At 43.9% G+C, this 23627-nt stretch carries 12 protein-coding genes; 3 read left to right on the plus strand and 9 right to left on the minus strand.

Translation table 11 applies throughout. The features are described from left to right. Window positions 1-34: 34 nt before the first annotated feature. The 9 genes from CBM24_RS19130 to CBM24_RS19170 all read right to left on the minus strand — a co-directional run bounded on the left by CBM24_RS19130 (window position 35) and on the right by CBM24_RS19170 (window position 15188). Window positions 35-1939 carry a sialate O-acetylesterase gene (locus CBM24_RS19130; RefSeq protein WP_198385950.1) on the minus strand — a complete coding sequence of 635 codons (1905 nt, stop codon included), beginning with the start codon at window positions 1937-1939 and terminating at the stop codon, window positions 35-37. An 11-nt stretch (window positions 1940-1950) separates the two neighbouring features. Continuing rightward, complete coding sequence (locus CBM24_RS19135; protein WP_088162338.1) at window positions 1951-3327, minus strand: glycoside hydrolase family 43 protein; 1377 nt, start codon at window positions 3325-3327, stop codon at window positions 1951-1953. Between the two features lie 6 nt (window positions 3328-3333). Beyond that, the gene (locus CBM24_RS19140) at window positions 3334-4893 is read right to left on the minus strand and encodes a glycoside hydrolase 43 family protein (RefSeq protein WP_232475572.1); all 1560 of its coding nucleotides are present in this window, start codon (window positions 4891-4893) and stop codon (window positions 3334-3336) included. Between the two features lie 28 nt (window positions 4894-4921). After that, entirely contained in the window at window positions 4922-7378 is a 2457-nt protein-coding gene (locus CBM24_RS19145) for a glycosyl hydrolase family 95 catalytic domain-containing protein (protein WP_088162339.1), read from the minus strand. 120 nt (window positions 7379-7498) lie between these two features. Then, the gene (locus CBM24_RS19150) at window positions 7499-8332 is read right to left on the minus strand and encodes an alpha/beta hydrolase (RefSeq protein ID WP_088162340.1); all 834 of its coding nucleotides are present in this window, start codon (window positions 8330-8332) and stop codon (window positions 7499-7501) included. A 70-nt stretch (window positions 8333-8402) separates the two neighbouring features. After that, window positions 8403-9365 carry a transketolase family protein gene (locus CBM24_RS19155; protein ID WP_075993559.1) on the minus strand — a complete coding sequence of 321 codons (963 nt, stop codon included), beginning with the start codon at window positions 9363-9365 and terminating at the stop codon, window positions 8403-8405. 28 nt (window positions 9366-9393) lie between these two features. Continuing rightward, window positions 9394-10251 carry a transketolase gene (locus CBM24_RS19160; RefSeq protein WP_198385951.1) on the minus strand — a complete coding sequence of 286 codons (858 nt, stop codon included), beginning with the start codon at window positions 10249-10251 and terminating at the stop codon, window positions 9394-9396. A gap of 7 nt (window positions 10252-10258) precedes the next feature. After that, on the minus strand, window positions 10259-10927 hold the full coding sequence (gene fsa, locus CBM24_RS19165) for a fructose-6-phosphate aldolase (RefSeq protein WP_088162341.1): 669 nt from the start codon (window positions 10925-10927) through the stop codon (window positions 10259-10261). Between the two features lie 181 nt (window positions 10928-11108). Continuing rightward, window positions 11109-15188 carry a hybrid sensor histidine kinase/response regulator transcription factor gene (locus tag CBM24_RS19170; protein ID WP_088162342.1) on the minus strand — a complete coding sequence of 1360 codons (4080 nt, stop codon included), beginning with the start codon at window positions 15186-15188 and terminating at the stop codon, window positions 11109-11111. Between the two features lie 440 nt (window positions 15189-15628). Between CBM24_RS19170 and CBM24_RS19175 the strand changes: the two genes are divergently transcribed. The 3 genes from CBM24_RS19175 to CBM24_RS19185 are packed head-to-tail and all read left to right on the plus strand — an operon-like array spanning window position 15629 to window position 23624. Then, the gene (locus tag CBM24_RS19175; RefSeq protein ID WP_232475573.1) at window positions 15629-18811 is read left to right on the plus strand and encodes a SusC/RagA family TonB-linked outer membrane protein; all 3183 of its coding nucleotides are present in this window, start codon (window positions 15629-15631) and stop codon (window positions 18809-18811) included. A 10-nt stretch (window positions 18812-18821) separates the two neighbouring features. After that, window positions 18822-20717 (plus strand): RagB/SusD family nutrient uptake outer membrane protein, encoded by a 1896-nt coding sequence (locus tag CBM24_RS19180; RefSeq protein WP_075993563.1) that lies wholly within the window; start codon window positions 18822-18824, stop codon window positions 20715-20717. A 27-nt stretch (window positions 20718-20744) separates the two neighbouring features. Then, a complete protein-coding gene (locus CBM24_RS19185) occupies window positions 20745-23624 on the plus strand; it encodes a SusC/RagA family TonB-linked outer membrane protein (protein WP_088162344.1) in 2880 nt (959 codons plus the stop codon). Window positions 23625-23627: the final 3 nt, after the last annotated feature.

Raw genomic sequence — 23627 nt, forward strand, 5'->3', positions numbered from 1 at the left:
ATTCAATTGATTTTTTTGCTTCGAACTACTCATGCTACCAATTATCGGTACGAAATGGCACAGCTAGCATTCCTTCCTTGTTGACTAGATTTGCATCTTCGGGATTATTGCTCCATGCATAGCGGACTGCCTGTGGATTGCTGATCTTTGGATGACTCAATACAACCTCATTCCCACGTATAATTGCATTCGCCCATACAAATTTTCGGTCTGAACCTGCAATCGCAAAATGTTGCAATTTTTTACCATGACCGATAGCCAGTCCCTTTCCAATTTCGTTGAATGAAACGACAACTTGATTTCCATCGGTCCGCATATGTTTAAACCGTGGGCCGGAAGCGACTACTTGTTCGCCATACAACATCTTAAGCGCGCATAGAAATAATCGCTTTGCCATATCCTTCTTATTTAGCGGATGTATATCGTTCCACTCACCAAGATCATAAGTCACGGCGAGCGCTGTTAAAGGAACCTCTTTGCTAACCTCAAATTGAGCCTCCCTGATCCTTGCCCAGTTAGACTCCGCCGGTACCGTATCTTTGGCCATAAAGTTGGGCAGCTGCACCATCAAAAAAGGAAGCTGAGGCTGACCAAATTGCGCGCGCCAATTACTGATCAAACTAGTAAGATAGCTTTGATAATAGGATGGATCACCCGCATTTGCTTCCCCTTGATACCAGAGAACACCTTTTATTCCATAGCCGCGCAATGGATAGATCATTCCGTTATACAGGCCTGAACCAACCTGCCCCAAATGCCGCAGGCGACTTTTATACTTTTCAACTTCTTCCTGGTCGATCGCAATTTGCCAACGCCATTCGCCTGCAAGATCAATACATACATCGTCCAATCTAATCTTATAGGATTTATCGGGTGTAAATCCGCCATCCCCTCCATCCGATCGCAGGCGCACGGTTAAATTATTTCTTCCTGCATGAAGTATCCCTGCAGGAATATCGTAAATCCGTGGCGGGTAACGGTAGGCAGTAGAACCTACAAAATGACCATTGACATACACCGAATCGCTATCGATCAGAGTCCCCAAATACAACTTGGCATGCCGCCCTTCTTTAGCTTCCGGAACAGTGAAATTCTTACGGTAATAACGTACCCCTTTAGTAGTTCGCTGCGCTTTTTTCCAGTATTCAGGCACCAGCACCGTTGGCCAATCCGAATCGTTATATTCTTCTTCCGTCCAATAATCTGCTCCCAGATCTCTTTCGGCCAACCGAAGGCTATCGACAGCATGTTGATCTAGCAACAATTCAGGAAACTTTTTCAGATATTTCTGATCAATCCAGCGCTCTATTCCTGATCCGCCGAGACTAGATACGATCATTCCGACAGGAATACCATTATGCCGATAGGACTCCATAGCATAAAAATAGGCCAATGCCGTCCAATTCATAACATCAGAGGCGATTCCCGAATGCCATCGTTCACCAGAAGGTATATCTTCCTGTCTACCCACTATACTATTTTGTGTCGGCACCTTGAAATAACGGATCATATGATTATTCGATTCATTTATTTCAGGAAAACGTTCGACAAGCCGCTTAATCGGTGTCTCCATGTTGGACTGGCCCGAACAGAGCCAGACATCGCCAATTAACACATCCCGAATAACAATGTCATTGATCTCCATGAGATAAGGACCACCGTAATGCTGTGGCGGGATATGCACAGACCACTTACCATCCCTCCCTGCTTCTGTATAATAGTATGCACCTCTAAAACGAAGAGTAATCTTTTCGCCTTTCGCTGCCCATCCCCAAATATTGAGATCGATATCCCGCTGTAGAACCATCTGGTCCCCCAGGACTGCTGGCAACCGTACACTGGCAGCACATGGTAGTAGTCCGAGAAGCCAAACAGTAACCAGCGTTAGACGACTAAAAAAAGATGAAAACCAAAAGAAATTTTCTATTCTAAAAAACATATTCTACCACATTACCTTCCAAATTTCCAACAATCGAAAAACAGAATATTCGACGGAGCCTTGCCTTTAAAAACAAAGTATAAATCGTGTATTCCTTTCACTTTATCGGCTAGTACGGTCTCCACTGTAGTCCACCGGTCATCGCCCCCTGTCATAGGAACTTGTATGGTAGCTAATAAAGCCCCGTCGATCGCTCCCGAACGAACCTCCATGCTGACTCCACCGTTATGTGTTGTTCCCACCCGTGCAAAAAAAGTGCGGGCACCTTTCTCACCAAAGTCAACATTTTTCACACAGGTATAAGCTCCATCTTTCCTTGCCTTTATAAAAACACCTACTTTTTCACGCTGATAGGATTTAACATGCTCGGACCAAGCAATCATTTCGGCCTGATGAAGTTCGTAAGGGTTTACGTTTGCTAGCCCCTGAGTAATTCCTGCAGTCATTTTCATCGGCGGGATACTGCCGTCTGGATTAAAGTTTAATTCCTGAACAGCAACAGAGCGCGTGAAACCTCCCCCACCGGGTAAAGCTCCATTGTGATAAAAGAAATAAGTCTTCCCTTTAAAATCGACAACACCAGGATGGTTTGTAAATGCTTTTCCTTCGGCTGACATAACTACACCACCATACTTCCAGGGTCCTTCGGCTTTTTTGCTGGTCGAATACCCAATAAATTCAGGTAAAGGGCCTCCCGGCCAAAAAAGATAATACAAGCTGTTTCTTTTGTACAACCAGGGACCTTCCTCGTAGGTTGTAGGTCGTTTCGGATCTCCCGCTCTTTTTCCAAATGATGCTGCTGTCATCGGAACCTCAACGATATCACCCGCATAAGAGATCATATCTTCATTCAGCCTGACATATTTCAGCTGAGGATTCCCCCAGTACATATGTGCCTCACCATCGTCATCAATAAACACAGTCGGATCGATATCGCCCCATTCACTCTGTAGTAATGGTTTTCCCAAGGGATCATGAAAAGGTCCCAACGGACTATCAGCAACTGCAACACCGATCGCACCACGATTGTTGAGTTTAGAAATAACAGGCACATACAGATAAAATTTACCATTCTTTTCAACACATTGCGCCGCCCAAGCATCCCCTTTTGCCCATTCAAAATCTGTATAAGAGAGAATCGCACCATGGTCGGTCCAGTTCACCATGTCATTGGTTGAATACACCCGCCAATTGTTCATATTAAACCAGGTGGATTCTTCTTCATCCTGCGTGGTATAAAGATAAAGACGGTTATTATACACTAATGGTGCCGGATCCGCCGTATAGGATGTCTGTACGATCGGATTTTGTGCTTTTAACGTATTTATTGAAGGCAAAAACAGGAATTGGAATCCAAACAGAAATAACGTAAAAAATTGTTTTCTCATATCATCTTAATTTATGGTTAAATGGAAGTAATCAAAATCTACGTAGCCACCAGCCTCTTTACTCGCATAGTTAAAAAGTCCGAACCGATACCCCATAAAATGAGGGATGGTGTAACTCATTTTTAGCACGTTACCTATCATCTTCCAATGGTGTCCATCGGTACTATAAAAAAATTGGGCCGTATCTTTTTTGTTTGAAAAATCGCAGTTTGCTTTAAGAAATATACGCTGCTGTTTGAGATTGATCTTCGCCAGTTCTTGTGGCGCCCCCGTCATCGCATTAATCATTACCAACGATTTTGTATTTCCTTCCATCCGGACGCCTACTAAACCATAGTTTTTTTGCAATAGCGATATTCCTGCAAAATCACCATCTTTCATGTTAGAAACCTCTACAGCAATAGCGGCGCTGCAGCTCGGGCCGATGGTGCGTTGCGTCAATGTATTCTTAGCTGAAAGAAAGTCATCAGTAAGGTCGCCGGTTCGCAGTCTTAAAAAGCCACTGCGTTCGGTCACTGACCAAAGATCAACAACTGGGTTATGGTTCCATTGCCATGCCAGGGGAAGGGCGGCTTGTCCGGCTTTCCGGTCAAAATCATCCGAGTCAACAATTCCGGGGCTTAAGCTTTTATTTGCGGGAAGATCCAATGTGGCCGGGACTTTTCCGTCAATACCAAGCACTGGCCATCCATCTTCCCATTTGACAGGAACCAAAAACGGAATTCGGCCTACAGCACCATAATCCTGAAAAAGATAAGCATACCATTTTCCGTTCGGCATATCAATCAGACCTCCCTGTGCCACACCCTGATCCTGCAAAACCACTTTCCCCTCATACGGACCTTCCAATTGGCTCGCCCGATGTACAATCACCGTGCGCATTCCTCCCGCTGGCCATGAAATATTAAAAAGATAATACATACCATTGATCTTAAACATTTGGGATCCTTCAGCAGGTAAACCGGCTTTGCCTTCTTTAGGCTTGGCGGGTAAAGAGGCATCGTCTATCAATACGCGTTGTGTTCCTGCTTTAACACCTGAAAAATCAGGCAATAATTCAGCAATATAGATACGTCCCCCACCCCAGATCATATATATTTCCCCCCCGTCAAAGAATAAGCTATGATCGTGCATCATCGGCTGAAATTCTTTCGAAACCCAGGGGCCATGTTCAATATCTGCTGTGTGGTAGACATGCGTTTTTCCTGTATTGGCCGAAAATGTACTGACATAGTACCGCCCATCATGAAAGCGCAAACTGCTTGCCCAGGAGCCGTGCCCATACGCATTTTTATGGTTTGACAGATTGAGTTCATCCTGATCGCCAAGACGATCGTACGCATAATTAATCAACGTCCAATTGACCAGGTCTTTGGACTTCATAATCGGGATACCGGGGTTCATGTGCATGGTCGTACTGCTCATATAATAGGTATCACCGACGCGTATCATGGACATATCGGGCACGTCAGCAAAGATGATTGGATTATGGGCTTGCTGCGCCAATGCTCCCAAAAACGGGATCATTAAGGAGAAGACAAAAGCGCCGATTTTCATTCTTAACATATTGACAGGATTCATTAGTCGCATTAATTTAGTAAGCCTTAAAAGTATAATGTTTTCCAGGCAAGGTTTGTACATCGTATTCATAATAGCTTGGTAATTCAATTCCTTTCAGCTGTGAATCTGCAGATTGAATACTTACTGGTGTTATTACAGGAGCTAAAAGGGTATTAGTCTGATCGCCTTTTGCGATTTGAAGTTCAGATCCTTTCAATGGCGAAGCTGTCCGTAGCCGCAAATTACCGCCTAAAGGTGAAAAGACCATTACCTCCTTTATCTTCCCTTTTTTCCATTGCATTTCAATTTCAAATCCACCGCGCGCCTTGATACCCTTTACCCAACCCTCTTTCCATTGATCGGGAATCGCTGGCAGCAGATGCACAGCGCCATCGTGGCTTTGGACCAGCATCTCCGCAATACCCGCTGTTAAGCCAAAATTACCGTCAATCTGAAATGGAGGATGTGCCGTAAAAAGATTTGGATAGGTACGTCCATCGGGATGGTTTTCATCGGAAATGCTCAGCATTTTCTTTATAATTTCGTAGGCATGGTTTCCATCCAATAAACGGGCCCATAAATTTATTTTCCATCCAATTGACCATCCCGTCGCAAAATCACCTCGATATATCAATGAATTACGTGCAGCCTCAAACAATTTAGGCGTGCGGAACGGTGAAATTTGACTACCTGGAAACAATCCGTATAAATGGGATACATGCCGGTGTTGATTTTGAGGATCATCCACATCTTCCAGCCATTCTTGTAACTGATTAAATCGACCGATATGCATTGGTGGAATCCGCCGTGCCGTTGCCAGCAATGTATCCCTATACATTGCATCAACATCGAGCGCTTCTGCCGCCAAAGCGGTACGGGTAAGCATGTCGTAGCATAGTTGATTATCCATGGTCACGCCTGCCGCAAGTGGCCCTTGCTCGGGCGAAATTGAGGGACTCAGGACGAGCCATTTTTCAGCTGGATAACCACGATGCACGACAAGCGCAGACAAAAGAAAGTCGCAAGCTCCCTTCATAACCGGGTAAAGTTGCCTCAAAAACTCTTTATCTCCCGTAAAAAGATAATGCTCCCAAAGATGTTGGGACAACCACAGCCCCCCACTTGGCCACATTCCGGCAGCCGCAAAATCAATCGGACTCGTCACGCGCCAGATATCGGTATTGTGATGGGCCACCCAGCCACGGGCATGGTACAATGTCTTCGCGGTTTCTTCACCACGTTCACTGAGTTCTTTGATCATGGAAAATAACGGCTGAAGCGTACTGGAAAGGTTGGTGACCTCTGCAGGCCAATAGTTCATTTCGGTATTTATATTGATTGTATATTTACTGTCCCATGCTGGTTGCATGGATCGGTTCCAGATTCCTTGTAGATTAGCAGGCTGGCCACCCGCTTGTGATGAGCAGATGAGCAAATAGCGCCCAAATTGAGCCAACAAGGTCACTAAGGCCGGATCCTGTGTACGGGCAAAGTCTGCAATACGCGCGGACAGCGGCAACTGTTGTTCGCTATTGGCATCCCCCAAATGCAGCTGGAATCGATTAAACTGTCTGCTGTAAGCAAGGGTATGTTGGTGTGAAGCCTGCTGATAGTCTTTGTCCATTGCCTTTTGCAATCTTTCTGCAGCCAGCTTATAGGGATCAGCTCCCAGTTGTTTATAATTTTGAAAATTACTCGCAATTGAAATATAAAGACAAACGGAACTTGCATCTTTTATATCAATCGATTCCTCTTTCACAACAAGCTGTCCATCGGTATGCTTTACTCCCGTATGAATCTGATAAACAACCTGCCCTTTAATACCCTCGTGATCGGATCCTCGTCCTTCTAAAATAAGCTTATCACCGGTTTTGTAAATAGTATGCTTCGACTCATTCTCATAAGTTAATGTGAAATTGAGTTTCCCCTTCTTGCTCGACTTTATTTTCATAACAATGGCATCATCAGCAAACGAAGTAAAAACTTCTCTAGTAAATGTTACCCCATCTACTGTATAACGCGACAACGCAACTGCCCGTTCAATATCCAGTTCGCGATAATAGTGCCGGTACCGTTCATGCCCAGGGAATCGCAGCAGAATATTTCCTGCCGTTTGATAGGGCATGCCATGTGTCTTAGTGAAGAAGGTTTCATTTGCAAGCTTATCGGCTTCAGCTGGTTTCCCATCGAATATATAATTCTGAATAGTTTTTAATGCCGCGCCGCCTTTCTTATTATCGTTGCGATAAGGACCTCCCGCCCAAATTGTTTCCTCATTAAGCTGCATACGCTCACAAGATGGAATTCCATAAACCATCGCGCCCAACCGACCATTTCCAAGCGGTAAAGCTTGTTCCCATACCTTTTCGTCTGCAGGCCGATCATACCATAGGGTCAATGCCGATCGCTTTTGGGCAAACAACAATGTAGTATGCAGTGACAAGATCGCAATGAATAGGCTTATGTACTTCCAAATAAATTTTTCAATCATTTTTCTTGATAGTATTTTTTGCAGTTTCGGAATTAATCATCAGGACTAACAAACTCATTTTAAGAACGGCCAAGGCAAACCGTCGAATTGTTTATTGCTATTATCAAATTAGTAAGGCCCTTATTTCTTATCCTTAAATAGCAATTGCGAAACATTATAGAGATCATTCCTCCATACATTGAAATCATGCCCGCCCGACTCCAGATAGTAAATATGAGGCACCCCATGTTCCGAAAGGTACTCATGTGTGCGCCTACTGATATTGAGCAAACCATCCTGGTCACCACAGGAGATCCACAGCAGTTTTAATTTATCTTTAGCTTCTTTCGGAACAGGCAGTAATTCCTGTGGCATCTTGGTATTGGGCGCGGAGGAAAAGCCCCCCACCCAGGCAAAAGTATCGATATGGCCAAGTCCAAAATTCAGGGCCTGTCCACCGCCCATAGACAATCCAAAAATCGCGCGGTGCTCGCGATCCTTGATAACGGGAAACTGCTTTTCAACAAATGGAATCAGGTCATCGAGCAGATCTTTTTCAAAAGTTGAAAACGCAGCTACCCGATCCGGTGCCATCACATTTCCACCAGCACGGTCATCTTCCATGGCGCGGCCATTGGGCATAATCACCAACATAGGTTCCATTTTTCCTTCTGCATACAGGTTATCGAAAATAACCTGAGGACTTCCATGTCTGAACCATTCCCGTTCATCACCGCCAATTCCGTGCAAGAGATATAATACGGGGTATTTTTTTGCTGCACTGTATCCCGGCGGGGTATATATCAGCGCTTTCCTCTTAACTCCTACAGTTTTTGAAGGATAAACAAGGGAATCTATTTTCCCAGTTGATGTCAATTTTCGTTCAACATCAAATCCCTGTGGGGCAGTCTGCTGCGCCTGGGCCACTAGGCTGGCGGAAAAAACGCACAACATGGTGCAGATCATCTTTTTCATATTATAATTGGTTTAATAGCAAATAGATAGCGAGGCTATCACCCATGACGGGACAACAGCCCAATTTCAACTAAATCACCACTTTCCTTTTGAGTACTCTTAATACCGCAGCTACAATAGCATCGGCGTTTAAGCCATATTTATCCATCAGCGCACTTGGCGGTCCCGATTCACCGAAGCTGTCGTTTACAGCCACATATTCCTGCGGAGTAGGCAATTGTTTTGCCAACAGTTGCGCTACACTATCTCCTAGTCCACCGATACGATTATGCTCTTCGGCTGTAACAACACAGCCCGTTTTAGCGACAGAAGTCAGTACGGCTTTCTCATCTAGAGGTTTGATGGTATGGATATTAATGATTTCGGCATCAATACCTAATGTTTCCAATTCTTCGCCGGCACATATGGCTTCCCAGACGAGATGTCCAGTTGCCAAAATAGTCACAGTTGTACCCGGATTGAGCATCACGGCTTCGCCGATCACAAATTCCTGATCTTCTGGGGTGAAAACCGGCACCACGGGTCGTCCAAACCGCAGGTAGACTGGCCCCTTGTGTTTGGCAGCAGCTAGCGTTGCAGCCTTCGTCTGATTATAATCGCAAGGATTGATAACCGTCATCCCTGGAAGCATTTTCATCAATCCAATATCTTCCAATATCTGATGGGTCGCCCCATCTTCACCCAACGTAAGGCCGGCATGCGAAGCCGCTATTTTCACATTTTTATCCGAATAGGCAATAGATTGACGAATCTGATCGTATACCCGTCCTGTGGAAAAATTAGCAAATGTACCTGTAAAAGGTATTTTCCCACCGATGGTAAGTCCAGCTGCAATACCCATCATATTTGCTTCGGCAATGCCGATCTGAAAAAAACGTTCCGGAAAGGCCTTGATGAAATCGTTCATTTTGAGCGAACCGATCAGGTCTGCACAGAGTGCAACCACATTTTCATCATCCTTTCCTGCTTCCAGCAAACCGGCACCAAATCCAGAACGTGTGTCTTTTGATTCTGTATATGTATATTTTTTCATGTTAATCTATTTCAAAATCGTCCTACGATTAGGCGATATAATCACCCAATGTTTCTGCATTCTGGTTTAAGGCCACAGCTAGTTGTTCATCACTGGGCGCTATGCCATGCCATTTATGTGAGCCCATCATAAAATCAACTCCATTTCCCATTTCGGTATGTAGCAACACCATTACAGGCATTTTAGTTCCGGTCGAAGCTTGCGCCTTTCGAAGTCCTGAAATCACAGAACCAATGTCATTACCGCGCATAACCTCTATAACCTTCCAGCCAAATGCCATCCATTTGCGGGGTAGGTCGCCCAGCGAAAGGACATCATTGGTAGCCCCATCAATCTGCGCACCATTGTAATCTACAATAGCAATCAAATTGTCCATTTCGTTGTGAGCTGCATACATGGCCGCTTCCCATACCTGCCCTTCCTGCAATTCGCCATCGCCCATAAGCACATAAACCATGCGGTTATCTTGATTTAATTTTTTGGCTTGAGCAGCACCAATAGCGACAGAAAGACCTTGCCCCAAGGATCCCGAAGCGACACGGATACCTGGCAGTCCTTCATGCGTAGTCGGATGTCCCTGCAGTCTTGAATTGAGTTTTCTGAAGGTGGCAAGTTCATCGATTGGAAAATAACCTGCTCGCGCCAACACACTATAAAATACCGGAGAGATATGACCATTGGAAAGGAAAAACAGGTCTTCCCCGAGGCCATTCAAATCAAACTGATCGTTTCGCTGCATCAATTCAAAGTATAAGCAGACCAACAATTCGGTGCAGCCCAACGATCCTCCCGGATGCCCCGACTGGCAACCATGCACCATACGGAGTATATCCCTTCGGACTTGCTTAACAATCGCTTCTAAATTATGGATACTATGTCTTGTCATGACCATCTCAATTGTTACTTTGTGCGGCAACGCGTTTATGATCAGCTAAAAATTGAGCAAGGCCACTGTCCGTCAACGGATGTTTTAAGAGGGAAAATATCGCCTGTAAAGGTCCAGTCATCACATCCGCACCGATCTTGGCGCAGCCAAGGATATGCGCACTATGACGTACCGAAGCCGCAAGAATCTGGGTAGGGAAAGCATAATTATCGTAGATCGTCCGAATTTCGCGGATCAAGGCCAGCCCATCGACAGAGATATCATCGAGCCTACCGACAAAGGGCGATACATAGGTTGCCCCGACTTTGGCGGCCAAAAGTGCCTGCCCGGCAGAAAAGACCAGCGTGCAATTGGTTTTAATTTGTTTTGCACTAAAATATTTAATTGCTTTAATGCCGTCTTCAGTCATCGGAACTTTAACAACAATCTTATTGTCTAAGGCCGCCAAGAGCAAACCTTCCTCAATCATCGCGTTAAAATCAGTTGAAATCACTTCAGCACTTACATCGCCGTCTACAATAGCACAGATAGCTTTATAGTGCGCATGTACAGGAGCAGTTCCTGTAATCCCCTCTTTGGCCATCAGCGAAGGATTGGTCGTTACACCATCCAGCACACCTAAATTTTGAGCCATACGAATCTCACTGAGACTTGCCGTGTCGATAAAAAATTTCATTTTTTTTAGTTGATTAGTTTTGTATTCGCTAGATCTCCAGCGATTGGTTATAAGACAAAACTATAGCTTTCAACAAGATAGGATTGCAACAAATAAAAAAAAGAAGGGTAAAAATGTTTAAAACAGATTACCCTTCCAAAAAACTGATCTAAAACGACCTTTTTAAACAACAATTTTGTGCTTATTGCACGGACGCACTTTTTTGCGATTGGATATATTCACTTGGCGTCATTTGATATTTTGCTTTAAACACTTTTGTAAAATAGTTTGGATTAGCAAATCCCGTCTCATAAGCAATTTCAGAAATGGACTTATCGCTTTTTTCCAGCAGGCCTGCAGCTTTTTCCAGTTTTACCGAGCGTATAAAATCTACGGGAGACATGCCCGTCAGTTCCAGCAGCTTATTATAAAGGGAGGCACGGCTCATGGAGGTGTGGGCACTTAGCGCTTCGACCGATAACTGCGGATTATCGATATTATCGTGTACATAATTGAGTACTTTTTGTAAAAATTTATCTTTTTCGGAGCTGATCGTCATTTCAGGAGCTACAATAGACACTTGTTTACTATAGACTTCCTTGAATGCTTGGTTCAGCTGGAGCAAACTGTTAACCTTCGCGACCAATACATCCATATCAAAAGGTTTGGTCAGGTAACCCACCGCACCCGACTCAAGTCCGCAAACAAGACCATTATCGACCTGTGAAGCCGTCAGCAATACAACAGGAATATGTTTTGTCCGTTTATCCTGCGCCAGCTTCTGTGAAAATTCCATACCATTCATATACGGCATCTGAACATCGCTCACCACAAGGTCAGGGTGATGAAAAAGTGCTTTTTGCCAGCCATCCTTTCCGTTAGTAGCCTCGATAATCTGATAATACTCCTTTAAAGACTCGCTAAGGTAGTACCTAAAATCTTCATCATCTTCAATAATCAACACAAGCGGGCACTGTCTAAGCTCCACAGGTTGTGTCTCCGTGATTACTTCCGGTTCAGCCCCTTCCTCGTATACCGACTCAGCTTGATCCAGCCATAGATCAAATTTAAAGGTACTTCCGCTGTCGGGTTGACTGCTAACCGAAATCTCACCATGGTACATCTGAACAAATGACTGGGCAATTGACAGTCCAATACCCGAACCCTGACTTGCCACCTTGCCCTCAGTATCATGCTGAAAAAAACTCTCAAATATCGATTGTTGCAATTGCTCGGGAATTCCGATACCAGTATCGCGCACTTCAAAGGAAACTTGCAGTTTCTTGTCGACAAGGCTTATAGATGATATACTTACAGCGATATCCCCACCCTTTTTGGTAAATTTAAAAGCGTTATAGATTAAATTAAATAGAATGCGCTCAACCTTATTTCGGTCAAAACGACAATACAATTTTTCCTGGCATGGAAAAAAAGAATAATCTATACCCTTTTGCAGCGCCATATCCTGAAATGAACGGTAAACTTCCTGTACAAAAGATACCAAGTCACCATCTTCATCCTGCACTTTCAATTCATGGTATTCCATTTTACGAAAATCCAGTAATTGGTTGACCAGATTTAGAAGCCGCCGCGCGTTGCGGCTTACCAAATTTAGTTGATCGCCCAGTTTACTGTCTTTATTCTTGGCAATCAAAGCGTCTACGGGTCCCGTAATCAAAGAGATCGGGGTACGGAATTCATGACTTAAATTTGTTAAGAATCGGATTTTCATTGCATCTATTTGATGCTTTGTCTCGGCATCTCTCTTTTGTTGTTCAATGAGCTGCCTCGCCTGGATACGCTCTTGTTCAATCGCAAATTTTTGTTTTAACTTTTGAATCCCTCGGTGTCTGATCAACAGCAGACTGCCCAATACTGCCAACACATAAAATAGATAAGCATAAATGGTGCGCCAGAACGGTGGAGCAACATGTATGGCAATCGATTTGATTTCCTTGTTCCAAATACCGTCGTTGTTGCTTGCGCGCACCTCAAAGACATAATCTCCGGGATCCAAATTTGTATAATAAGCACTATTATCCTTTCCATTTCGAATCCAATTTTTGTCAAAACCAACGAGTCGGTACTCATATTGGTTATCCTCAGGAACAGTTAGATTTAGCGCGGCAAAAGAAATTGAAAAATTTTGCTTGTATTTCAGATTGATACGATCGGCAGTCAATAGAGACTGCTGAATTGGCCCTTTTTCCGTTGGCTGAACGATCACATTGTCAATTTTTAGATCCGTGAGTGCTACCTTGGCAGGATTACCATTTGTTTTTAAATGGGCCGGATAAAAATGGTTAAAACCTTTCTGACCACCAAAGTAAATTTCTCCATCGTCCGTTTTTAACGCGGCACCGAGCATAAAAGCACCTTCTTGCAATCCCACAGCATTAGAATAGTTTTTGAACTTATTTTGCGACGGAGAATAACAACTCAATCCTTTGTTTGTTGAAAACCAGATCCTCCCCTTATCGTCCTCGATAATACTCTGAATAGCACCATTCACTAATCCATCTTTCTCAGAAAGTGTCTCAAAAAGTGTTTTCCCTTTTCGCAGCAAGCCTACTCCATTGCCATTTGTTCCAACCCATAAATTTCCATTTTTATCCGTATGGACGGCTAATATATAGTTGCTTGGGAGCTGATTTTTTACTTTATCATACAGTGTAGTCTGTTGTTTTAAAGGATCATACATCACCAGGCCCGAGCCGTAAGTTCCTATCCACATATTATGTTCCTGATCCTCCGCTAGCGCACGTATAAAATTTCCAGGTAGCTCTATCCCATCGTTTGAGTGCTCTTCCCGCTTATATTTTTTAACGATAGCGCTTCCTTTTTGAATGATGTTCACGCCGCCGCCATTTGTCCCAACCCAGGTATTTCCCCGAAAGTCAACTTTTAAACAAAAAATATCGTTATTATTCAAATTATCTTCCCTGTTACCAACAGTATATCTTTTTAGGTTTCCATTAAGCAGATCATAACAGATAACCCCTTGCTGATAGGTACCGATCCAAAGCTGATCGAGTTTTCTTTCCAAAGTCAACACCGTTAGATCTTTAGGTAAGTTGGCCGAAAGTTCAACAGACGACAGTCTATCTGTCGATCGGTCATATCTCCAGATACCACCACCATCAACGCCCAAAAAAATCTTATTTTGATAAGCCGCGAAAGAAGTTACTATAGCTGGGTCACCGGTCATACCCTCCAGAAAATCTAAACTTTTTAATCTAAATTGGCTTAAATTGGTATCGAATTTATTTAGCCCTCCCTGAAAGGTACCTATCCAGTAAATTCCGCTATTATCGACAAAAATAGATCGTATCGATTTATGAGAAAGACTATGAACATTACTTGGATCCGGCTTAAAGGTCCGAATTGTTAAATCCCTGGTATTAAGCACATCAAGACCCTTGTCCGTTCCGATCCATAAGTCTTGCTTTTGATTGTAACATAAGGTGTAAATGCGGGGGCTGCTTAAAGCTCCTTTCCCTTCTCCTGCGCTGAATTTATTGAACTGCGAATCGCCCGGATTCAAATATTTAAGGCCAAGCATAGATCCGACCCAGATACGGCCCTGATCATCTTCAACAATGGAACTAATTTCAATTCCATTTCCATATCCTTCCTTTTCCGAAAGAACTTCAAAACGTTTTATGGTCTTTAGGTCTGCTGATATGCGGAATATGCCATTCTCTGATGACACCCACATGTTGTTCTTACGGTCACGAAAAACACTGCCCGTTACTTTACCGGCAAAAGCTTCTACAATACGTCGATAAGTTGGATCCATTCTCTTTTGTAGATCATTGACGTCCAAAATATACAAAGCACCATAGGAAGCGATCCAGATATTTCCACTTGCATCCTTATCGATCGCATTAATAGCGGTACTGAGCCATTTACCATCAGGGGTAAGATTGTACGACCTGATCCGGTCAGCTTCCCGATCATAATAACTTAATCCCCCTCCATTTGTACCGATCCATATTCTTCCCTTCATGTCTTCACATAAAGCCGAAATATGGTTTGCCATTAAACTATTCTCTTTGTTGGCATCATAGCGGTAGACATTGTAATGACGTCCGTCGAAGCGATTAAGCCCATCTTCTGTTCCTAGCCAAAGAAAACCATAACTATCGCGGTAGATACTATAGATTGTATTGGAAGAAAGTCCATCCTTTGAAGAATAGCGTTGAAAAGTTACAGGCTGGCTTTGTCCATAAGAAAAAAACGTCAGCATCATCCAGGTGAATACCACTAAAGTTCGTATCATATATTTAGGTATGTAATCTTCAATACAAAAAAATCTGTATTGAACTGTCAACTAAATTATCAAATTAATCCCTACTAAACTAGTCTCTACAATCATTTGACCCATGTAAGCGGTATTTTTTGACATTCTTATCCTTCATTTAAACATTCTTGCTATCCACCAAATTTTCCAATGGCTAGCTTTGGTATACAATTATAAACTGCTTTGAAAGGCATTTCCAATATAGGGAAAACTATATGCAAACAATGCAACCGGTTGCTATATAGTTATAAAAAATTTAACCAATTATTATACAGCATATGACAGTACCTGATGATCCATGACTGTCCCTTAGATTTTTTATCAAAATGAACTAAGGGAACACCGATACAAACGTATCTAGCCAATTAGAGAAAATTTAACCAAGAATTCTTAAACCTATTTATCAATCCACAAATGCGATGATGATTACATGTACAATCACACGAGTAAGGCATTGGAAAAAGCTATGGGGTATAGCTAAGCCATTCACTTTACTGCTGTTCCTGCTTTATGTTGGACAGACAACACTCTATGCTCAGGCCAAAAGGCAGATAAGGGGCATTGTCGTCGATAGTAACCATAAAAAAGTGAGCGGTGCGTCCATCAGGGTAAAAGGCACCTCGCTAGCCACGGCTACCGATGACAATGGAGCTTTCACGATCCAAGTCCCTGCAGATAATAATTTGTTGACTATCTCCAAGCTAGGATATAGCCAAATCGAAGTGGATATCCACAATAAGAACACGGTAGAAGTACAACTAAGCGATAAGTCTATCGAAATCGAGGAAACCATTGTCGTCGGTTATGGTCGTCAGAAAAAAGAAACTGTCGTTGGCGCCATTGCGCAAACTTCGGGTAAAATCCTTGAGCGCGCAGGTGGTGTTTCTAGTGTAGGCGCCGCATTGACCGGTAACGTCCCCGGAGTGATTACTACTGCAAGTACAGGTATGCCCGGCGAGGAAGATCCCCGTATTGTGATTCGGGGGCGTAGCACCTGGAACAATACCGATCCTTTAGTCATGGTGGACGGCGTAGAGAGGCCACTATCTGCCGTTGATATCAGTTCCATCGAAACTGTTTCCGTCCTCAAAGATGCCTCGGCAACTGCTGTCTATGGTGTTAGAGGGGCCAATGGCGTTATTTTAATCACCACCAAGCGGGGTAAAGAAGGGCAAATGCTGATACGCGGTACCGTCAACAACATTGTAAAAACGGTTTCCCAACTTCCGGGAAAAATGGATTCGTACGATGCTTTGATGCTACGCAACAAGGTTATCGAATATGAGTTAGGGATTTCTCCTTCCAGTTGGGCCAACTATCTTCCACAAGACGTCATCAATAAATACCGTTTTCCCGCTGACCAGACGGAACGCGAACGTTACGTGAATACCGACTGGGCAAAGGAATTATTTAAAAGCCACGCTTTTTCACAAAATAGCAGCGTCAATATTGCTGGTGGCACACCCTTTGTCAAATATTTTGCCAATGCGGACTTTCTTTACGAAGGCGATATGTTCCGCCAGTTCGAAAATGCTCGCGGTTATAAAGCTGGCTACGGTTTTAACCGTCTAAATGTACGGTCCAATTTAGACTTCCAGCTTACTCCCACAACTAAATTTTCAACCAACCTGGCAGGGTCTCGCGGTGTCAAAAAAAGTCCATGGGGCGGCGGCAACGATTATTCCTATTGGATCGCTGCCTATACGGTAGCTCCAGATGTTATTTATCCACGCTATTCAGACGGTACCTGGGGTTACTATGCCTTAAACACACAAGCCGGGATAAACTCTGCCCGTGTGCTGGCACTCAGCGGAACCGAATACATCACCACCAGTCGTATTACAACAGATTTTACGCTCGAACAAGATCTTAAGTTTTTAACGAAGGGGCTTAACGTTCGTGGGACAATCTCACTGGACAACACGTTTGTCGAGGGCGGCCGCGGTATCAATGATGCCAACAACAGTACACAAAGTAAATGGATCGATCCCAATACGGGATTGCCAACCTATCAGATCGCTTTCGATGGTACAAATAGATTTGACTTCGTCGAGGGCATAAACTGGACAACCGGTGCCGGACAGGTTAGAGACTGGTCTACCTATCGAAGATTATTTTATCAATTGCAGTTAAACTACGCAACGACCATCGCTAAGAATCACAACATCACTGCCATGGGGTTATTCAACCGCAATCAGACCGGAACAGGGAGTATGATTCCCTCCTATCGCGAAGACTGGGTATTCCGCACCACCTACAACTACAAAAATAAATATATGCTCGAGTACAATGGAGCCTATACGGGATCAGAAAAATTCGGTCCTGACAATAGATTTGCCTTTTTCAATTCCGGTGGGATAGGCTGGCTAGTTACTGAAGAAGAGTTTATGAGGCCTATCTCGTTTCTCAATATGCTCAAGTTACGTGCGTCCTATGGTGACATCGGCGACGATAGTGGCGGCCGTCAATTTCTGTACCTAACCCAATGGGCATATGGGGGCACCGCTGGCATGGGGGTTGAAGGCCGCTACTCCTACTCCGACGGCAATACCAGTCCTTATATCTGGTATAAGGAAAGTGCGCTTGGCAATCCAAATATCCGCTGGGAAAAAGTTAACAAATTCAATATCGGCCTCGACTTCGGTCTGTTCAATAGCCAGATAACCGGTAAAGTCGACTTTTTTAGAGACCGGCGGACAGATGTTCTGATTAGCGGCGCCAACCGAGCCATTCCTTCCTACTTTGGGATGGAGGCACCTACAGCCAACCTAGGTAAGGTACAGAATAAAGGGTTTGAAGTAGAACTGAAATTTAACAGACAGCTCAATACCGACTGGAGAATATGGGCTGATATCAATTTTACCCATGCCAAGGATAAAGTCATCAATGCCGATGCCCCCGAGTTGCTGCCCGAATATCAGAAACCGGATAACAAACAAGTTAGTCAAACCTATTCTTATGTTAGCTCCGGATATTACAATACTTGGGACGAACTTTATTCGAGTACCGCGCACGAAAGCAATGACCTAGCGAAACTACCCGGCAATTATCATATACTGGATTATAACGGGGATGGTATTATCGATGCTAAGGATAATATTCCCTACGCCTTTCCTTCGGTACCACAGAACACTTATAATTACACCATTGGATTTGATTGGAAGAATTTCAGTGTCATGACCCAGTGGTATGCCGTAAATAATGTCACCCGGCAAGTTGTTTTCAACAGCTTCTCGGGCCAACTTAACCTCGCTTATGACGAAGGTTCCTATTGGTCAAAGGACAATGTCAATGCAGACGTACCACTACCACGCTGGTTATCACAGTCGAGTACTTATACACCCGGTAGCCGGTATATGTTTGATGGTTCCTACATTCGATTGAAAACAGCCGAAATTGCCTACAATTTTAATCGGGAATCCAGCGTAATCAAACGACTTGGGCTTCAAAACCTTCGCATTTTTCTAAATGGCAACAACTTAGTTTTCTGGTCCAAAATGCCAGACGACCGTGAATCCAATTATGCCGGTACGGGCTGGGCATCACAGGGCGCCTACCCTACGGTAAAGCGGTTTAATCTAGGTGCAAACATTACATTTTAATCCTACCACTATGAAAAAGTATTTCAAGGTAATCTTTATATCTACTGTGATCTGGTCTTCAACATCCCTACTCTCGTGTAAAAAATACCTGGATAAAGAAGAACAGTCCAATGTGTCCTCCAAAGAAGCATTTAAAAACTTTATTAACTTTCAAGGTTATACAGAAGAGTTATACAGCTGTGTTGTCAACTTCAGCAACAACTACTGGACCAACTCGTGGAACTGGGGTGAAGATGAAATGACCTCAACGGCTGGCAATTATCATTTCGTTCACAAAATCGACAATGGTAATTTTTGGGGTTGGCAAAGAGAATCCGACGGCTGGGGCTCCGGCTGGATGGATCAGGGTGATTTTACCACCATCAATGGGGATGTATTTGCCAACCGTGCCTTCCGCGATTTATGGAGCGCGGCCTGGTTTGGCCTGCGAAAAGTCAGTCTCGGACTAGAGAATATCGACAAATTAACCGAAGCCACCTCCGAAGAAAAGAACCTGATCAAGGGGCAATTGTTATTTTTCCGAGGTTGGTTTCACCACCGATTGATGGAATATTTTGGCGGGATGCCGTACATCAATTATGTACTTCCAAGTGACGAAAAGCTGCGGTTGCCAAGATTGAGCTACCATGCCTGTGCGGATCTTGCTGCGGCCGATTTTAGAGAAGCGGCCAATCTATTGCCGATCGACTGGGACAATACCACTGCCGGAAAACGTACCCTGGGTAAAAATCAATTGCGCATCAACAAAATCATGGCCCTTGCTTATCTTGGCAAAAATTATCTTTGGGCGGGAAGCCCTTTGATGAATTTTCAGTCTACCGGGAATAAAACCTATCATACTGACTATTGTAAAAAAGCAGCTCAGGCCTTTGGTGAACTACTTTCACTTGTCGAAAGCGGACAGACAAATTACGCCCTTGTTCCTATGGCCAATATTCACTTGAATTTTTACACAACAGGCCAAAATTGGGCCATGCCCGGCAGTACAGAAGCTATATTTAGAGGGCCCTACATTGACGCATGGGTATCGAATTATGGTACCAGTAAACAGTACATTCCGCTGGTCGTCTCCGACGGAGATGCATTGAAGTTTATTCCAACAGCCAATTATGTCGACTACTATGGCATGAAAAACGGTTTACCGATCAAAGACATTACCCAGTCTGACGCAGAATCAGGTTACAATGCCGAATACCCTTGGAAAGATCGCGACCCACGCTTTTATAAGGACATCATTTTCGATGGAACAAAAGTCGTCCAGGGAAATACACAGGACGAAAAAAATCGATACGCTAACCTTTACAGTAATGGAAGCTATCGAGATATCCAGTCTGGCAGCCAGACAGGCTACGTGTTACGTAAATTTGTCCCTATAACAGCCAACAAATATGATCAAGCCTATAATTATGGATCCAATCTTCATATTTACGTGCCCTATATGCGTTTATCTGATGTCTATCTGATGTACGCCGAATCCGCCATGATGGCTTCCAACTCAGCTACAGGCAAAGCCGACAATTACGGTAAAACAGCAGTTGATGCGATCAATATCGTTCGAGATCGGGCTGGCGTGGGTCATGTAGATGCCAAATTTCTAGGTTCGGCGAACGCATTGTTGCCTGAATTACGGCGGGAACGAGCTGTGGAGCTCGCTTTTGAAGGTCATCGTTTTAATGATCTGCGACGCTGGTTGCTGTTGACCGAATCACCTTACACCTTAAAAAAATCGGTTGTTTTTGATCGGGCAGGAACCTTCAACACCGTAGATCCATCCCAAAACCGCGTCGTAAACATGAAAGAAAATGTGCTTTTGGAACGGAAGTTTACAAGCAAGCATTACTGGTTGCCCCTAAAGGTCAGAGATGTCAACATGTATCCCGAGTTCTATCAGAACCCAGGCTGGTAACAAGTTTTTCATTTAATCATTCAAAAAATGAAGTACAAAAAATTAAGAATAGCACTATGTCTTGGATTAAGTTGGATAGCTACCGCTGAAGGAATGGCGAAAGAATCACTTAATCCAACCATTAGACAACATAAAAATATTTTTCCGGAGCGCTCGACATTTGTTGGTCCGGACAGTATTGGCACCGATAGTACGACACTTGTACAGGTCGCTTTCCGAAAAGTTCAGAAGAAGGACCTCATGGGCAATGTACAATCCATCAATGTTCCACAATTGCTCGACAAGAGTTACAACACCTACAGTCTGGAAAATCTAGATGCCTTTATTCCGGGATACAACGGTAATATTTGGGGTATGGGTGGTTATTTGGTATTAGTGGACGGATTTCCGCGTGATGCCAATAACGTTATGCCAACAGAAATCGATCAGGTCAGTGTATTGAAAGGCGCCAATGCCATCGCTCTTTATGGTAGCCGAGCAGCCAAAGGCGTTATTAGCATCACGACAAAACGCGGAAAATCCGGAGGTCAACAGATAAAAATTAGAGCCAATAGCGGTATCAATGCGGCTATGAGCTATCCACAATATCTTGGCTCCGCAGAATATATGACATTGTATAACGAAGCTCGACAAAATGATGGATTATCACCACTCTATAGTACCGAAACAATCTACCAACATGCAGCCGGAACAAATCCATATCGTTATCCCAACGTGGATTACTATTCATCGGACTATATCAAAGATCACTATAATCGCTACGATGCCACCGCCGAAATCTCAGGCGGAAATCAACGTGCACAATATTATACCAACTTTGGATTTTGGTCTGAAGGGTCCCTCCTCAATTTTGGACAGGCGAAAAGAAATGGTGGCGCCAATAGATTCAATATGCGCGGTAACATCGATGTGAAAGTCAATGATCTGATCTCCCTGAACGTCGATGCGGCAGCCAGTTTTTATATTTCCAAAGGGGTAAATGCGGACTACTGGGGTGCAGCAGCAACCGTGCGGCCACATCGCTTCTCTCCACTCATTCCTATTGATATGATCGAAGAAGGTGACGTCAACTCGATGGTGTATGTCAACAACAGCAATTTTCTCATCGATGGCAAATATCTCCTTGGGGGAAGTCAGCTGGATCAAACCAATGCCTTTGCAAACGTTTATGCCGGCGGCACAAACCGCTATCTAAATCGGCAGTTTCAATTTAATACGGGTTTGAATTTTGACTTGAAAAATATCCTGGAAGGATTGGTTTTCAAAACCAACCTGGCTGTGGATTATCAGTCAAATTATAACCAATCCTATAACAACAATTATGCTGTTTATCAGGCATCGTGGAACAACTATGATGGAAAAGACCTTATCAGTAGCCTCACAAAATATGGTGACGACCGTATTTCAGGCATCCAAAATATCAGTGGCAGTACCTATCGGCAGACCATCGGTCTCAATGGGTCCCTAAACTTTAACCGTACCTACGGTAATGACCACCATGTATCGGCAATCCTATTGGCCAATGCGTTCCAGATCGCTGCCTCTGGCAGCTACCACAAAACCAGCAATGCCAACCTAGGGCTGCAGTTGGGCTACAATTATTCAAGCAAATATTATGTTGACTTTAGCAGTGCTTACAGTCATTCCGCCAAATTACCACAAGGGAATAGAAGAGCCCTATCTCCTACTTTAGCGCTCGCCTGGCGTCTATCTAAAGAAAATTTTTTGGTCGACAGCAAAGTCGTCAATGAGTTAAGATTATCCGCGTCGGCCGGTATATTAAACACGGATCTGGATATTAGCGACTATTACCTCTATCAGGGCTATTATACCTATAACGACGCAGCATGGTATAGCTGGCGCGACGGTGACCTCGTCCATACCTTTGACAGACGCAGGGGTGACAACCCCAACATGAAATTCCCGAAACGCAAGGAATTTAATATCAACCTCGAAGGTGGGCTCTACAACAACCTGATCACCTTTAATACGTCCTACTTTGTTAATCGGATGAGCGGCGGGTTGGTACAGGCGGCAACACAGTACCCAATGTATTTTATGACTTACTGGCCGGTTTATTCAGACCTTCCCTATGTCAATTTTAACGACGACGAACGCCGGGGTGTCGACTTTGGCATCAACCTGAACAAACAGATCAACAAAACCTTCGTATCACTGGGTTTCAACGGGATGTACTATACGACCAAGGCGGTAAAAAGGGACGAACTCTATGAATTTGCTTACCAAAACAGAGCCGGAAAACCACTAGACGCCATCTGGGGCTTACAGCATGATGGTTTTTATAACAGTCAAAGTGAAATTGACCAAGCTGCCTTTTCAACATTTGGAGAAGTCAAGCCTGGGGATATCAAGTATAAAGATCAGAATGGTGATGGTACCATCGATACCCGCGACGAAGTATACTTAGGCAAAGGCGGATGGGCCGGTACCCCACTGACATTAGGTTGCAACCTGACAGTCAAATGGAATAATTTCACATTATTTGCCGCGGCAACGGGACAGTTCGGAGCCAAAGCGATGAAAAACAGTTCTTACTTTTGGGTAGATGCGGAAGATAAATATTCAGTGGTCGTACGTGACCGCTGGACAGAGTCGACCAAGGAGACCGCAACTTATCCGCGCCTTACCACCTTTAACAGTGACAACAACTTTCGAAGCTCAGACTTTTGGCTTTACAAGACCGATCGCATCAACCTATCCAAAGTGCAGCTGTCTTACGATTTCCCAAAGCGTCTATTCAATGCTAAGTTTATACACGAACTGGGGATTTATGCCACGGGATCCAACCTACTGACCATTGCCAAAGAAAAGGAAACGATGCAATTGAATATTGGACAAGCACCACAAATGCGTTTTTTCAACATCGGACTGAAGGCACTATTTTAATCT

This window comes from Sphingobacterium sp. G1-14 (assembly GCF_002196555.1).
In the GTDB taxonomy this organism is placed as follows: Bacteria; Bacteroidota; Bacteroidia; order Sphingobacteriales; family Sphingobacteriaceae; genus Sphingobacterium; species Sphingobacterium siyangense.

Excerpts from the sequence above, each read along its gene's own strand:
- CBM24_RS19155 (WP_075993559.1), bottom strand. The coding sequence starts at position 9,365 with ATGAAAAAATATACATATACAGAATCAAAAGACACACGTTCTGGATTT.
- CBM24_RS19140 (WP_232475572.1), bottom strand. The coding sequence starts at position 4,893 with ATGTTAAGAATGAAAATCGGCGCTTTTGTCTTCTCCTTAATGATCCCG.
- CBM24_RS19135 (WP_088162338.1), bottom strand. The coding sequence starts at position 3,327 with ATGAGAAAACAATTTTTTACGTTATTTCTGTTTGGATTCCAATTCCTG.
- CBM24_RS19185 (WP_088162344.1), top strand. The coding sequence starts at position 20,745 with ATGAAGTACAAAAAATTAAGAATAGCACTATGTCTTGGATTAAGTTGG.
- CBM24_RS19160 (WP_198385951.1), bottom strand. The coding sequence starts at position 10,251 with ATGACAAGACATAGTATCCATAATTTAGAAGCGATTGTTAAGCAAGTC.
- fsa (WP_088162341.1), bottom strand. The coding sequence starts at position 10,927 with ATGAAATTTTTTATCGACACGGCAAGTCTCAGTGAGATTCGTATGGCT.
- CBM24_RS19145 (WP_088162339.1), bottom strand. The coding sequence starts at position 7,378 with ATGATTGAAAAATTTATTTGGAAGTACATAAGCCTATTCATTGCGATC.
- CBM24_RS19150 (WP_088162340.1), bottom strand. The coding sequence starts at position 8,332 with ATGAAAAAGATGATCTGCACCATGTTGTGCGTTTTTTCCGCCAGCCTA.
- CBM24_RS19180 (WP_075993563.1), top strand. The coding sequence starts at position 18,822 with ATGAAAAAGTATTTCAAGGTAATCTTTATATCTACTGTGATCTGGTCT.
- CBM24_RS19170 (WP_088162342.1), bottom strand. The coding sequence starts at position 15,188 with ATGATACGAACTTTAGTGGTATTCACCTGGATGATGCTGACGTTTTTT.
- CBM24_RS19175 (WP_232475573.1), top strand. The coding sequence starts at position 15,629 with ATGATGATTACATGTACAATCACACGAGTAAGGCATTGGAAAAAGCTA.
- CBM24_RS19130 (WP_198385950.1), bottom strand. The coding sequence starts at position 1,939 with ATGTTTTTTAGAATAGAAAATTTCTTTTGGTTTTCATCTTTTTTTAGT.